11 protein-coding genes are annotated in these 13606 nt (G+C 52.4%); 8 read left to right on the top strand and 3 right to left on the bottom strand.

Features of this window, described 5'->3' with window-relative positions; translation table 11 throughout:
- Window positions 1–17: 17 nt before the first annotated feature.
- Together ACIGG6_RS09090 and ACIGG6_RS09085 are read left to right on the top strand one after the other, a co-directional pair.
- Window positions 18–476, top strand: coding sequence for a hypothetical protein (locus ACIGG6_RS09090; RefSeq protein ID WP_008958467.1), 459 nt, complete (start codon window positions 18–20; stop codon window positions 474–476).
- Window positions 469–2781 carry a heavy metal translocating P-type ATPase gene (locus ACIGG6_RS09085; protein ID WP_159341614.1) on the top strand — a complete coding sequence of 771 codons (2313 nt, stop codon included), beginning with the start codon at window positions 469–471 and terminating at the stop codon, window positions 2779–2781. Before ACIGG6_RS09090 ends, ACIGG6_RS09085 begins: the two co-directional genes overlap by 8 nt.
- 22 nt (window positions 2782–2803) lie before the next feature.
- On the opposite strand, the gene ACIGG6_RS09080 is transcribed toward ACIGG6_RS09085, so the two are convergent.
- Window positions 2804–4060 carry an ISL3 family transposase gene (locus ACIGG6_RS09080; RefSeq protein ID WP_399844026.1) on the bottom strand — a complete coding sequence of 419 codons (1257 nt, stop codon included), beginning with the start codon at window positions 4058–4060 and terminating at the stop codon, window positions 2804–2806.
- Between the two features lie 87 nt (window positions 4061–4147).
- Window positions 4148–4585, bottom strand: coding sequence for a DUF411 domain-containing protein (locus ACIGG6_RS09075; protein WP_016915528.1), 438 nt, complete (start codon window positions 4583–4585; stop codon window positions 4148–4150).
- 342 nt (window positions 4586–4927) lie between these two features.
- On the opposite strand from ACIGG6_RS09075, the gene ACIGG6_RS09070 reads away from it, so the two are divergent.
- The 6 genes from ACIGG6_RS09070 (at window position 4928) to ACIGG6_RS09045 (ending at window position 10706) form a co-directional block, all read left to right on the top strand.
- Entirely contained in the window at window positions 4928–5428 is a 501-nt protein-coding gene (locus tag ACIGG6_RS09070; RefSeq protein ID WP_159341612.1) for a cupredoxin domain-containing protein, read from the top strand.
- A gap of 14 nt (window positions 5429–5442) precedes the next feature.
- Window positions 5443–6108 carry a response regulator transcription factor gene (locus ACIGG6_RS09065; RefSeq protein ID WP_159341611.1) on the top strand — a complete coding sequence of 222 codons (666 nt, stop codon included), beginning with the start codon at window positions 5443–5445 and terminating at the stop codon, window positions 6106–6108.
- Window positions 6095–7429 carry an ATP-binding protein gene (locus ACIGG6_RS09060; protein WP_287706170.1) on the top strand — a complete coding sequence of 445 codons (1335 nt, stop codon included), beginning with the start codon at window positions 6095–6097 and terminating at the stop codon, window positions 7427–7429. The genes ACIGG6_RS09065 and ACIGG6_RS09060 overlap by 14 nt, the downstream gene beginning before the upstream one ends.
- Window positions 7430–7497: 68 nt before the next feature.
- Window positions 7498–9378, top strand: a complete 1881-nt coding sequence (locus ACIGG6_RS09055; RefSeq protein ID WP_253018709.1) for a copper resistance system multicopper oxidase — start codon at window positions 7498–7500, stop codon at window positions 9376–9378.
- Between the two features lie 9 nt (window positions 9379–9387).
- Window positions 9388–10158 carry a copper resistance protein B gene (locus tag ACIGG6_RS09050; RefSeq protein WP_050713463.1) on the top strand — a complete coding sequence of 257 codons (771 nt, stop codon included), beginning with the start codon at window positions 9388–9390 and terminating at the stop codon, window positions 10156–10158.
- 131 nt (window positions 10159–10289) lie between these two features.
- Entirely contained in the window at window positions 10290–10706 is a 417-nt protein-coding gene (locus tag ACIGG6_RS09045) for a hypothetical protein (protein ID WP_305947784.1), read from the top strand.
- A gap of 152 nt (window positions 10707–10858) precedes the next feature.
- Here the strand turns inward: ACIGG6_RS09045 and ACIGG6_RS09040 are convergent, their stop codons facing one another.
- Window positions 10859–12871, bottom strand: coding sequence for a sensor domain-containing diguanylate cyclase (locus ACIGG6_RS09040; protein ID WP_399844022.1), 2013 nt, complete (start codon window positions 12869–12871; stop codon window positions 10859–10861).
- Window positions 12872–13606 lie beyond the last annotated feature (735 nt).

The following is a 13606-nucleotide window of genomic DNA, read 5'->3' as shown; positions in this document are numbered from 1 at the left end:
GTTATAGGAGGTACCAAATGGACGTTAGAACCTTTGGTGAATTGATCGATTGGACCCGTCAGTTACACGAGCATCTTGCAGCTTGCCTTGCTCATTGCGCCGATATACACGAAGAAGAGCGCGCTCGCATGTTGCTCAATTACTTAGCTGCACAGGAAGCGGAAATGCAGCGCGTTGTGGCGCGCTTTGAACAGACTGCTGACGCGAAAGCATTAAAAACCTACGTTTATGACTATTTGGAGCATAAACCTATCCGTACGCATCGTACCTGCGATGCGCCCTATTCCACGCTAAGTGTTGACGACATTTGCCGAGAGGTTTTTGATTTCCATGAACAAACGATAAACCTTTATCGAACCCTCGTTGGCAAAGCGGAAATTCCTGAGGCTAAAGAGCTCTTAGATTCCCTTTTAGCACTTGAAGAGCACGAAGCCATGCGCCTTGTTCGCCAAACGGGGAGAATGAACGATGTCTGAAGACCATAACGAGACAAAGGTGAAAGACCCTGTTTGTGGCATGGACGTTGATCCCCATACCTCCCGCCACCGTGCCGATCACGCGGGTAAGACTTGGTACTTCTGCTCAGAAAAGTGTCAGGAAAAGTTTATTGCCAAGCCTGATGCGTATCTTGAGCCAAGCAAACAGTCACAAGCGTCAGTACCCTCGGGGTCTATTTATACTTGCCCGATGCACCCAGAAGTTCGACGAGAAGGCCCAGGCGACTGTCCAATCTGTGGCATGGCGCTGGAACCTGAGACCGTCTCTGCTGACACCGGCCCTTCGGACGAACTCAAGGACATGACCAGGCGTTTCTGGATCGGCCTAGTACTGACCCTCCCCGTGTTTGCCCTAGAAATGGGTGGCCACGTGTTTGGCCTTATGCATTTTATTTCCCAGCAAACCTCTAACTGGATTCAACTGCTGCTGGCAACGCCGGTAGTCGTCTGGGCAGGTTGGCCATTCTTTGTACGCGGATGGCGTTCGCTAGTGCATCGCAGCCTTAATATGTTCACGCTAATCGCGATCGGTACCGGCACCGCGTTGCTCTACAGTTTGCTGGCCACCCTCACACCGGGCATCTTTCCCGACGCCTTCCGTCAAGCCGATGGTTCGGTGGCCGTTTATTTCGAAGCAGCGGCAGTGATTGTCGTTTTAGTTTTACTGGGACAAGTATTAGAGCTACGCGCTCGTGAAAAAACCTCTGGCGCTATTCGTGCTCTGCTCGACTTGGCGCCTGCTACCGCTCGACGCCTTGATGATCAGGGCAATGAGGAAGATATCTCTCTTGACCAGGTTCAGGTAGGGGATCGTCTCCGGGTGCGCCCCGGCGATAAGGTGCCATTAGATGGCGAAGTGATGGAAGGTCGCTCCAACGTTGACGAATCCATGGTTACCGGTGAACCACTAGCGGTGAAAAAGGAAGTCGGCGATGGCGTCATTGGCGGCAGCATCAATGGTCAAGGATCCTTTGTCATGCGCGCTGACAAGGTGGGCCAGGACACGATGCTGTCGCAGATTGTGCAAATGGTCGCCAGCGCCCAGCGCAGCCGCGCACCCATTCAAGGGCTTGCCGACAAAGTCGCCAGCATCTTTGTACCCGTCGTTATTCTCATTGCTGTTGTGGCTTTCATCGCCTGGTCATTGTGGGGCCCTACCCCGCCGATGGCGTTTGGCCTTATTGCGGCGGTTAGTGTTCTGATCATTGCCTGCCCGTGCGCGCTAGGTCTTGCTACCCCCATGTCAATTATGGTCGGTGTAGGGCGAGGTGCCCAGTTAGGCGTGTTGATTCGCGATGCCGAAGCTCTTGAACGTCTAGAGAAGGTCGACACCGTCGTCGTCGACAAAACCGGCACGCTTACCGAAGGCAAACCACGAGTGACCGAGTTGATTCTCACTGAAGGCATTGCTGAATCGGAGCTTTTGCGCTTGGCAGCTAGTCTTGAGCGAGGCAGCGAGCACCCCTTGGCCCATGCAATAGTCGAAAAGGCTAAAGAGGCAGAGGTAAAATTAACAGAAGCGTTGGACTTCGAGGCTCCCAATGGCATGGGCGTTATAGGCCAGATAGATGGCAAGCGTATTGCCCTGGGCAACCGGCTATTGATGGAAAGCGAGGGCGTTAACACCCAGTCTCAAGACACACATGCCGATCAATTGCGCAGCGACGGTGCTACTGTCATCTTTGCGAGCATCGACGGGAATTTAGCTGGGCTGCTCGCCATTGCCGATCCGGTCAAGGAAACCACCGAAGAAGCCATTCGTTCACTCCAGGCTGGCGGCATTCGAGTGGTGATGCTGACAGGCGATAATCGCACCTCCGCCAACGCTGTGGCACGTCGGCTAGGCATTGATGAGGTCGAAGCTGAAGTGCTTCCAGAGGATAAAGGCCGAGTGATTCAGCGTCTCCGTGATGAAGGGCGCATTGTTGTCATGGCCGGCGACGGCGTGAACGATGCACCTGCGCTGGCTACAGCGGATGTCGGCATTGCCATGGGAACCGGCACCGATGTGGCGATAGAAAGCGCTGGGGTTACTCTACTGCGAGGAGATCTTACCGGTATTGCCACGGCGCATAAGCTCTCAAAAGCCACCATGCGTAATATTCGCCAAAATCTCTTTTTTGCCTTTGCTTACAACGCGGCAGGCATCCCCATTGCCGCAGGGATTTTGTACCCCTTCACAGGTATGCTGTTATCACCGATTATCGCGGCGGCGGCGATGTCACTCTCTTCAGTGAGCGTGATTGGCAATGCTTTACGACTTAGGATGATTGCTATTAAGTAACAATATCTGGTTCTTCGTCACTTCACGTGGATTTCGCCTGATCGAATAGGCGGCCCACCGGGCTGCCAATCAGGTAGATCATGGCGATAAAGTTGGCCTCGTTCCGGTAGCCACGTGCTCGTGACCGAGCCGCTTGGAACAGACCATTCATTCCTTCCAGTCTTGCGTTCGTCAGTCCCGAGAGCCAGCGTCTGACCACCGCGTCGGGGTGCCGCTCAAGCGTCGCCAGGGCTTTCCCCATCGGCTTCAGCAGTGGCTTTTCAGACACCGCCGCCTGCATGACCTTGAGGTAGTTCGTGATGCGCCACCGAGCCGCTCTGGGCGTTGGAGCCTTCTGGATCCAGCGTAGCTTCTCCTTGATCACCCAGGCATCGGCCGTGGCGCTCTGATCGGCCACCAACTCCTGGAGCGCCGAAAGCTGTTTGGGTGTCAGGTTCTTGTTATCCAGGTTCTTCAGCAGGGCCCAGCGCAGCGACTTGGGGTGCCCCTGCTCCCGGCGCTCTTTCTTGCGTACCTCGTCCAGCCGCTTGGTGAAGGTCTGTACGATTTGGAACCAGTCGACCGTTACCTCGGCCTTGGGAAGGTGCTCGGTCACGCCGCTAAGGAAGGCTGGCGACATATCGCAGACGACCTCGACCACATTATTCGGGTCGCCGCCATGGGCCGCCAGGAAGGCGCTGAAAGCCTGGATGGCATCCTTGCCGCAGCCTGGGACGGCAAAGATAACCGGTTCCCGCTTGCGCTGCATGTCGAGGAACACCGTGACATAGCGATGACCGCGCCGGGAGGCGGTTTCGTCCACGCCGACCGTCACCACCTTGGACAGATCCAGTTCCCCCAACATGCGGCCAACGTAGCGGTGCACGATGCGCCATAGTCGTTTGTCGGAAATCTCCAACTGGCGGGAGACGGCCAGTACCGGCATCTCCTTGACCAGTAACATGGCCGCTTGCTCGAACAGCAGGGTAAAGTCGCTGCCCGGCCGGGCCCAGGGTACCTCTATGCGCTTGACGCCATGGTCAGGACACTTCGTGCGCGGCACGCGAGCATGCAGGTAACAGTGATGCTGAAAGAAGTTCAGATGCCGCCAGGTTTTGTCGGCAAAGTCATGAGCTTGGCAGGCCTTACCACATTCTGGGCAGGGATAGAGACTGCCTCGCTCCGCCTCGACATAGAGGTCCAAGCGGTGGGGCGACACGGCGGTATCCAGGTACTGGTTCTTGAGGATCCAGGGCGCTTCCAAGCCCAGGCCGAGTGTTAGAATCTGGGTGCCGTCCATGTCATACCTCCTGCCGCTGTGGAGGTCATATTCTGGCCCAGCTCAGGGGGCGAATTCCACACCCAACGTCGAAGAGCCAAAAATCTACTACAGAGTCATAAACGAATCGTCTTTGTGGTCAGTGAACATATAGATTTCGTAAGGCTCACCCTGAGGCCCTGGCATGCCTGGTGTACCAATGGGCATCCCTGCTAGGCCGATCCCACCTATGTCAGGTTGTTCTTCAAATAATGCCTCGACTGCCTCCATCGGCACGTGCCCTTCAATCCAGTAGTCACCTATTTCGATGGTGTGGCACGACCCCAAACCATAAGGGACGCCAGCCTTCTGTTTGATATCGCCGAGCTCAACGTTATCGACAATGGTTACATCGACTCCCAGCATTTCCAAGTGGCGAGCATATTCATCACAGCATCCGCACTGAGGATTTTTGTACAGTGTAGCTTCGTCCGGCAGTGCAGCCTGAGCCGATGTAGCCCCGAGAGCCAAAGCAATTGATAGAATAGTAGCGTTAAGATGTTTCATGAACGGCCTGCCCTCGTTGTGTGGCTAAACAAGTATTTTGCGAGCGACGCGATACCTAAGCCTACGAGCAGAAGAAAAAACAGCGGCATCAGCCAGCCGTACCAGCCCATTGAGCTCATAAAAGCTAAGCAATCGGCATTCATCATGGTAAGCCTCCGATCAAGTCAGTTAGAAATTACGCCCTGAGTGTACGACTCTAGGGCTACCTCAAGGTCAAGCCTTGTAACGTTGTAAAAAATGAAAAGTTGCGATGGATCATATTCTACCCGCTGGGTTCAGGCTCGTTTCAGGTTAACACCGTATAAGGAAGCAGTGACAACAACCCTTTTGAGGTAAATGACCATGCGCAACACCATTTTAACAACGTCTTTGCTAGCTCTTTCACTAAGCCTAGTAACAAGCGCGGCATGGGCTGCACCCGGCCATGGCGGCGGTGACAGTGGCCTGACCGACGCTGACGTTGACCGCACGATCACTCTTGATGCTGGCGATATGTGGTTCGACCCTGAAACGTTAGAAATGGCGGCGGGTGAAATTGTCAAATTTGAAATCACCAACACCGGCAATTTAGAACATGAGTTTGTGATCGGTAGCAAAGAAGCCCAAGAAGAACATCGTCAAATGATGCTAAACATGGCCAACGGCGGAGGCCATGATATGTCGAATATGTCACACGGCGACGGTCACGATATGGCTAGCATGAACATGGCAGGTGTCACCATTGAGCCTGGTGAAACCGGGACTTTATTATGGAGTGTCCCTGACAATGTTAACGAGCTAGAGTATGCCTGTAACATTCCCGGTCATTATGAATCCGGCATGTACGGTAACTTTTCTCTCTAATCTGACGTAGACCCATGAAACTGTTGCTACTCGAAGATGATGATTTGTTGGCAGAAAGCTTGGCAGAGAGTCTCAAGGACAACGGTTACCTGGTTGATTTGGCCGCTTCATTGAAAGCGGCCAAGTCGCTGATGGCAACCGAGCATTATGAGCTGGCTATTTTAGATGTCGGTTTGCCCGATGGATCGGGGTTAGATCTTCTCGCTCATTGGCGCAAGCAGAAGCGCAGTACGCCTATTTTGATTTTGACGGCGCGCGATACCTGGGAAGATAAAGTGATTGGACTTGAAACGGGAGCCGATGACTATCTCACCAAGCCCTTCCACGAAGCCGAACTCATGGCCCGCCTGAAGGCCTTGCTGCGTAGGCAGTCTGGTCAGTTATCTCAGGTGATTACGCTAAACGGTGTCTCGTTGGATGAGGCGGGTCAACGTGTGTGCTTAGAAGGGGAAACGTGGCGTTCGCTAACAGCAACGGAGTTTCGATTACTGCGCTACTTAATGCTTCATCCAGACCGTATTCACTCGAAAGATCAGCTACTAGAGCAGCTCTATGCCTTGGAGCAGGACGCTGCAGCACCTAACTTGGTGGAAGTCTACATCGCTCGTCTGCGTCGTTATCTCGGTAAATCAGTCATTCAAACGCGACGCGGTCAGGGGTATTTCTTTGCTTCACATTGATAGACGCAGTTTACGCATTCGGCTACTCGCATGGCTCGGCGGCGTCGCGCTACTGGTGGTGGTCACCACGTGGCTATTGCATGGGATATTGTTACATAGTCTGGCAAGAGATTTTTTAGGTGAACGCTTACAACGTGAAGCAAATCACGCGGTTGCGCAGCTAGAGCAAGACCAAACGGCTGTGCCGACTGCGCTCGACTCGGTTAGCCAAGGCTATCAAGTCTTTCATCATCTCTATGTACTCCGCTTCAATGGCTCGGTCAGCGCTTCCGACCCGCAATGGCAGCAACAGCTGGCTCCATTGCTGGAAGAAAACGGTGATGCCCTAATAGACGTGAATCGCGGAACGCAGCACATGCTCGTCTATCGTCGCCATTTTGAGTGGCAGGGCACACAGGGTGTGCTACTGGTGGGTGAGGATTTTTCACAGGTGGAAGCAGGACTTGCGACCTTGCACTGGTGGGTCGGTGGGATTGCCGCCGTGCTTTTAGGGATGCTCATCTTACTCAATATGCTGGCGGTTAACCGTGGACTCATACCACTCTGGCAACTGCGCCAACAACTTGAAGCATTGCGCTCAGGCAAACGAGATCGCTTGTCATTAGTAGCCCCTTCGGAGCTAGATGAATTAGTCGACCAGTTGAACTGGTTCATGGACGACATCGATCTTCGTCTAAAGCGCTCGCGAGAATCGGTCGCCAACCTATCACATGCATTAAAAACACCGCTTGCAGCCGTGACTCAAGTACTGCGTGGCAACCGGCCTATCGATGAGAACAGACGCCATAAACTACTCAGCCGTATTGAAGACATCAACGCCCAGTTGGATGCGGAGCTGCGTCGTTCACGTATCGCAGGTCCTAATGCGGGACGAATGGCCAACGTTACTCGTGATAGCTTACGGCTGATTGAGATGTTTCGTAGCCTCTATCCTGAGCGTATATTCGACCTGACTCACTCAGCAAGTGAGGAAGAACAAGTTCCCATTGAATCTCACGACTTTTCAGAAATATTAGGCATCGTGCTTGATAACGCAGGAAAATGGTCAAGCAGGCGCGTTCATTGCGATGTTGCCGTCACTGTAACTGCACTCACGCTAACGATTGATGATGATGGTCAGGGCGTTGCAAACGAGGAACTTTCGCGCTTGGGAGAGCGTGGTACACGTCTGGATGAGCGCCGCCCTGGCTACGGCTTAGGCCTTTCGATTCTTGCACAGTTAGTTGCCCGCTACTCGGGTTACTCTCAGTTTGAACGAAGCCCGCTGGGTGGTTTACGCGTAACGATTGCTTTGCCCTTGACGGGCGAAGTAGTCAATTAATCATCATTCAGCTTTGATTCAGCTTCTTCCATCAAGATAGTGCTATTCACCATTGATGGGAGTTACACATGGCACGCTCAAGTATCATTTCTCGCCCTCTTTCTCGTCGGCAAGTGTTAAAAGGAGGCGCTGCCTTAGGCTTAGGTTCTGCTGCGGCAATGGGGTTAACTCCCGCCTGGGCAAACCCCTGGGGCCGTACCAATGTCTATGCTCAGGGCGTTGAAGAAGGGCCCGAAGTATCGCTGGCGATCCGCCGTGAATCGTTGCCTATTGACGGACAAGAAGCCCAACCCATTACCATTAACGGTACCAGTCCTGGCCCGCTGATTCGTTTGAAAGAAGGTCAAGACGCAGTACTGCGTGTCACCAACCTGCTGGACGAGCCCACCTCCATCCACTGGCATGGTCTCATTCTACCGCCGGAAATGGATGGTGTGCCTGGCGTTAGCTTTGCAGGTATCGCCCCCGGTGAAACCTTTACCTACCGTTTTCCCGTCCGTCAGAACGGTACCTACTGGTACCACAGTCATTCCGGTATGCAGGAGCAGCTTGGCCATGCCGGGCCATTGATTATCGACGCTGCCGAGCGTGAGCCTATCCGTTACGACCGTGAGCATGTGTTACTGCTCACTGACTGGACTTTTGAAGACCCGATGTCGGTGTTCCGAAATCTGAAAACCATGGAAGGCTATTACAACTTCCAAGAGCGCACGATTGCTGACTTCTTTGCCGATGTTCGTAACAACGGTTTTGCTCAGACCGCTGAAATGCGTGGCATGTGGGCTCAAATGCGCATGAGTTCGCGGGATATCGCCGATGTCACCGGTAGTACTTATACCTATCTTCTCAACGGACATTCTCCTCAAGAAAACTGGAATGCCTTGTTCAAAGCTGGTGAGCGGATACGGCTACGCGTGATTAACGGCTCAGCCATGTCTTTTTTCGATGTCCGTATTCCTGGCCTGAAGATGACCGTGGTGGCCGCTGATGGACAGCCGGTGCAACCCGTTCCTGTTGATGAGTTCCGTATTGGCGTGGCTGAAACTTACGATGTGCTGGTTTCACCTGAAGACGACCGGGCATACACCATCTTCGCCGAAGCCATGGATCGGAGCGGCTATGCACGCGCCACGCTAGCTCCACGTGAAGGCATGCAGGCGGAGATTCCTGAACGCCGTCAAATTGCAGACCGCGGTATGGAAGCCATGGGTGCCCACGGCATGGGCGGTATGGATCACTCCAACATGGCGGGGATGGATCACTCTGGCATGTCCAATATGCAAGGCATGGATCATTCCAACATGTCGGGGATGGATCATTCTGGGATGTCGAATATGGAAGGCATGGATCATTCCAGCATGGCTGGGATGGATCACTCTGGTATGTCCAACATGCAAGGCATGGATCACTCTACTATGGGGGGGATGGCAGCCGAGCAGGCCAAAATAGGTGCAAATGGTTTGCTTCTCGCCGGTGAAGCTCAGCCGGGTTCTCGCTATAACCAGGCGGGAATCGGCATTGATCCCGACGAACGACGCGTATTGGTTTACCGGGATCTCAAAGCGTTCACACCATGGCCTGATCGCCGCGAGCCAGGCCGTGAGCTTGAGCTGCACCTGACCGGCAATATGGAGCGTTATATGTGGTCGTTCGACGGTAAGAAGTTTAGCGAAGTGACCGGCCCTATTCATTTTGAGAAAGATGAGCGGCTGCGCCTAATCCTCATTAACGACACCATGATGGAGCATCCTATCCACCTCCACGGTATGTGGATGGAGCTGGAAAACGGCCAAGGGGAATTGATACCACGCAAACACACCCTAAATGTGAAGCCTGGTGAGCGCGTGTCTGCGTTGATCACCGCAGACGCAGAGGGCAGTTGGGCGTTCCACTGCCACCTTCTCTATCACATGGATGCTGGCATGTTCCGCGTTGTTCAAGTTTCTTAAGGAGGCAGTATGAAAATTAAGCGCTACTTAACCCTCGCCAGCGCCGCCCTTGGCATGGCCGCCGCCACGACCGCTCAAGCCGAAGATGGCTATGCGGCACCAGACAGTTGGCCAGCGCCCACTGAGGAACATAATATGGGTATGGCACTGTTTGATCGGCTCGAATATAGCGTGCCTGATAAAGGCCCAGAAGCCGTGGTATGGGACTTTCAAGGCTGGTACGGCGGCGATATCAACCGCATTTACCTAAAGTCAGAAGGCGAAAATGTCCAGGGCGACGGCGAAGATGCTGAGTTTGAGTCTTTGGAACTACTCTATAGTCGTTTAGTGGCTGATTTTTGGGAGTTACAGGGGGGGATCGGTTATCAAGGCGGTGTTTTCTCCGATGATCACGCTGAACGCACCTATGGGGTTGTCGGCCTGCAAGGCGTAATGCCCTACGGCATTGAAACCGACGTGGCATTACAAGTGAGTGAAGATGGCGACGTGGCCGCCAGTTTTGAAGGCGAATACGATCTGCGCCTGACTCAGCGGCTCTACCTACAGCCGCGCACCGAAATTGCCGTGGCCGCCAGTGAAGTTGAAGAATTTGGCGTGGGCGAAGGCCTTAACTCGGTTCGTGCTGGCCTACGGCTAGGCTACGAAGTGACCCGACGCTTCGCCCCCTACATCGGTGCCTATTGGGAGAAAGAATACGGCGACACTGCAGATCTCTCCCGAGCCAGTGGCGACAACACTGAAGATACTGGAGTTGTTGCCGGTGTTAAACTAATGTTCTAACGACTCTGACAGTGTGTAACTTTTAACGTCACCAAATGGTGGCGTTTTTTATTATTTTTATTTTTATATTCAGCTTCATTTCAAAAACCCCAGCTAATATAACCATGTAACCAACCACTGGAGTAGTTATCATGAAAGTTAAATCAATTCTCTTTGGAGCGCTTGTAGCTAGCATTCTTTCAACGCCTGCATTGGCTAACTATGGGACGACCATCCAAGATCTGCCACTACTTGAAAGAGGCGTCTCTTCTACACAATTGCTGGCCCAAGGCCAATCAAAGCGTTTCAATATTAACATTCAACAAGCGACTACGCTGAAGATAGCAAGTGAGCACTTCCCAGGCGCAACCAGCACTGGTAACCGTATCTCTGCTGTGCTTTACAATGCAGCTGGACAGCAGGTGGCAGAAGCATCCAGCCCCCGTGGCCATTTTGAAATGGTTCGCCAATTGCAGCCAGGTAATTATCAGCTTGAAGTAACAGGTAATGCATTGGGAGGTGCTAAAGAAAAGGACAATAACCGCTATGAGTTACATGTTGACTATTAATATATAGTCAATGATTTAAAATATAGGGCCAGCCTTCATGCTGGCCCTTTTAATCTGTAAGGCGAATATCAAATCTAAGAGCCTTTGATATACATTAAGGGCCTAAGTTGGACGAAAGTAACTAAGTGTCAGCTTGGTAAAGTGATTTTCGGCTAGCCATCGGCATCTCCTTCAACCTTATTACGTCCACTTTGCTTTGCCCGATAGCTGGCCGTATCGGCACGACTAAGAATGTCGTCGATTGTCTTGTCACCTTGATGGAAATGACTGACCCCTATACTAGCGGTCACTTGCCATTGGCGTCCTTGCGCCTCAATCGAGCTATCCGCGATGCTTGCACGCAGAGACTCGGCAATGGTGAGTGCACGTGCTGGAGTACAGCCCGGTAGCAATACGGCAAATTCATCTCCCCCTTGTCGAGCGGCATAATCGCTACTGCGAATTTCGCTCTGTACGATACGCGCAATCTGTTGAAGCATTTGGTCGCCTAGAGCGTGCCCCCCTTGATCGTTGACTGGCTTAAAGTGATCTAAATCGAAAAGCATGACCGCGGTTGGTTTTTCCGAGCCTTGCCACTGAATAAGCAACTCTTCGAGGTGCCTCGTCAGACCGCGACGATTGAGCAAACCGGTTAGAGAGTCATGCTCTGCTTCCCAGCGTTTTTGAGCATAGTCTTGTTGGTGCTGAGTGATATCGAGCACTGTGCCGACAGTCCCGATAAAATGCCCTTCAACACGTACAGCCGCGGTACTCACATCTAGCCAGAGCACGCCTTCATTGGCGCTTATAAAGCGAAATTGACGCGCAAAATTCGTTTGTTTTACAAGGCTGTGCAACCACGCTGTTCTGACATCTCGGCGGTCATCACGGTGAATCCGGCGGCTCCAGGCTTGCATGCTTCGAGGAGTATCATCGCCTAGAAGCTGAAGTAACGCATCGTTGATAAACGTCAATCGGCCACGCTGATCCGTTACAAACATGCCTTGTGGAGACGCAGACAACGTACCTCTCAATAAAGCTTCACGTTCGGCTAAGTCACGTAAGACCCCCTGGCGAGCAAGTTCCGTCACGTTAATCACATCAACGACACGGCGAAGTTCTTTCATCGTGGTCGGAATATCCAATACAGGGCGGAAACCACTTCGTAGCTCCAGTACCTGCCGAGCAAGATGCGTTAGAGGTCGCAACGCCATCCAAATCAATATCCAGATAAGAGGCAAAATAAAGATGAGTATGCCCCATACGTAGGTGGTAATTTTCTTCATACCCGCAATAAGAGGTGCTTCAGCTTGCACTTGTGGCAGATGCACACCGACAATCCAATTCGCAGGCCAAATTTGTCGATAGGCAACCAGTTGATCTTCTCCGGATAGTGAGCGCTCATGACTCTCACCTTCCCAGCCATCCAGCGCCTGTGCTAAGACAGGTGAAATGGTGCTAGGTAATGTCACGATGGCGTCTGTTTGGTAAGGGTCGTAGATGCGTTGACCAGACGCTGTCGTAATCGTCACATAGCCACCTGCACCTAATCGAAGTAGGTCAAAGTTTCTAAATAGCTGGCTTTGCTTGAGGTTAACTAACCCACCTAAGAAACCTGTGTAGTGTCCCTCATCGTCACGAAGAGGAACTAGCATGAGCACCAACGGCGTGTTAGTGATGCGACCCATGAGAGGTTCACTGACATAAGGCGTTTTAAAAGCGCTCATGAATCGAGCATATTCCCGGTCAGCGAAATTGTTGCCACGGCGTCCTCCGTCGATAGGCCATTCATCAACGACTTGGCTACTCGTATCAAAGAGTATTAGCGCTTCGAAGAGAGGTTCCAACTTGTGACCATGCTGTTCAAATAGAGCCCCTTCTCTAGGCAGCGGAACCCTCTCGGCCAAGCGTTCAAGTTCTCTGAGCCGCTCATTCACCTGAAGGGTGATCGAGTTACTGATGAGCTCTGTCTCATAACGCAGATGCTGGTGATTAGTCTCATTAACCAGGTACTTACCTGCCTGCCAACCGAACGTTAAGATGACAAGACAAAGCAAGCTCCACAGCACTACGGCACCAACGACCAAGCGCCCACGCAAAGTAGCAAAGGGAAACATGATCAAGCGTATGAACGAGTGTTGGGGGCGATGCTTGGAAGAAGCATTTTTATTAGATATCAATGTCATGAACTGTACCTGGTGGGCGAGGTATCAACGCTGTTGCGCCTCACCTACCTTTCGGAAAAAGTGTAGTCATCATAACAGTTGCAAAAGTGCTGAATGAAATATACGTAACAAAAGAGGAACGGAGCCGCTACGCGCTGGGCAGTGGCTCCGTCCGGCAACCAGCATACACAATTTGTCACTAGCCCAGCAGTTAAGCTGCTCTATGGCCTCGGGTGCTTAAAGACCAACCCCATCCATCCGTATCGCTACGAGCGTTTTATTGGCTCACTGGTTTATCATGATGAGCCCGCTACATGGAATGAAGCTTTACAAACAGTGAACGAATTGGCTCAACGTCTGCTGACGGAAGGTAGGGCTGAGCGCAGAAGCCTGCTTTTCCAATGGTGCGCTTATCAGGTTGTTCCCTGATTCACTGTCTAAGCCGCTTTATGCAGCCTGCTATGTAGTCACCCTCGTCTTGCTGCAGCGGTGGTAATTTGGTTGTCAATTGGTTGCCGCCTGGTTGTCATTTGGCTGCTAACAGGGTGAAAACCATGTGGGTAATGTAAACCATGGAAAACTTAACTCATTGAAAAACCTTTGTTTCCGCATTGCAGGCGCGATCCCAAAGTTTGTTTGGTTGCACTCATAATCCCTTGGTTGAACCGTACCGGGATTCCCGGAGGCTCCAAACCTTGAGAGGATGGAGCCATGAGCAAATCAAATCGATATTCCCCTGAAGTTCGCCAGCGGGCG

It is taken from the genome of Vreelandella lionensis (genome assembly GCF_044543515.1).
GTDB classification, from domain to species: Bacteria; Pseudomonadota; Gammaproteobacteria; order Pseudomonadales; family Halomonadaceae; genus Vreelandella; species Vreelandella lionensis.
This window is presented reverse-complemented; position numbering and strand designations above follow the sequence as displayed.

Excerpts from the sequence above, each read along its gene's own strand:
- ACIGG6_RS09080 (WP_399844026.1), bottom strand. The coding sequence starts at position 4,060 with ATGGACGGCACCCAGATTCTAACACTCGGCCTGGGCTTGGAAGCGCCC.
- ACIGG6_RS09075 (WP_016915528.1), bottom strand. The coding sequence starts at position 4,585 with ATGAAACATCTTAACGCTACTATTCTATCAATTGCTTTGGCTCTCGGG.
- ACIGG6_RS09045 (WP_305947784.1), top strand. The coding sequence starts at position 10,290 with ATGAAAGTTAAATCAATTCTCTTTGGAGCGCTTGTAGCTAGCATTCTT.
- ACIGG6_RS09090 (WP_008958467.1), top strand. The coding sequence starts at position 18 with ATGGACGTTAGAACCTTTGGTGAATTGATCGATTGGACCCGTCAGTTA.
- ACIGG6_RS09070 (WP_159341612.1), top strand. The coding sequence starts at position 4,928 with ATGCGCAACACCATTTTAACAACGTCTTTGCTAGCTCTTTCACTAAGC.
- ACIGG6_RS09050 (WP_050713463.1), top strand. The coding sequence starts at position 9,388 with ATGAAAATTAAGCGCTACTTAACCCTCGCCAGCGCCGCCCTTGGCATG.
- ACIGG6_RS09055 (WP_253018709.1), top strand. The coding sequence starts at position 7,498 with ATGGCACGCTCAAGTATCATTTCTCGCCCTCTTTCTCGTCGGCAAGTG.
- ACIGG6_RS09040 (WP_399844022.1), bottom strand. The coding sequence starts at position 12,871 with ATGACATTGATATCTAATAAAAATGCTTCTTCCAAGCATCGCCCCCAA.
- ACIGG6_RS09065 (WP_159341611.1), top strand. The coding sequence starts at position 5,443 with ATGAAACTGTTGCTACTCGAAGATGATGATTTGTTGGCAGAAAGCTTG.
- ACIGG6_RS09085 (WP_159341614.1), top strand. The coding sequence starts at position 469 with ATGTCTGAAGACCATAACGAGACAAAGGTGAAAGACCCTGTTTGTGGC.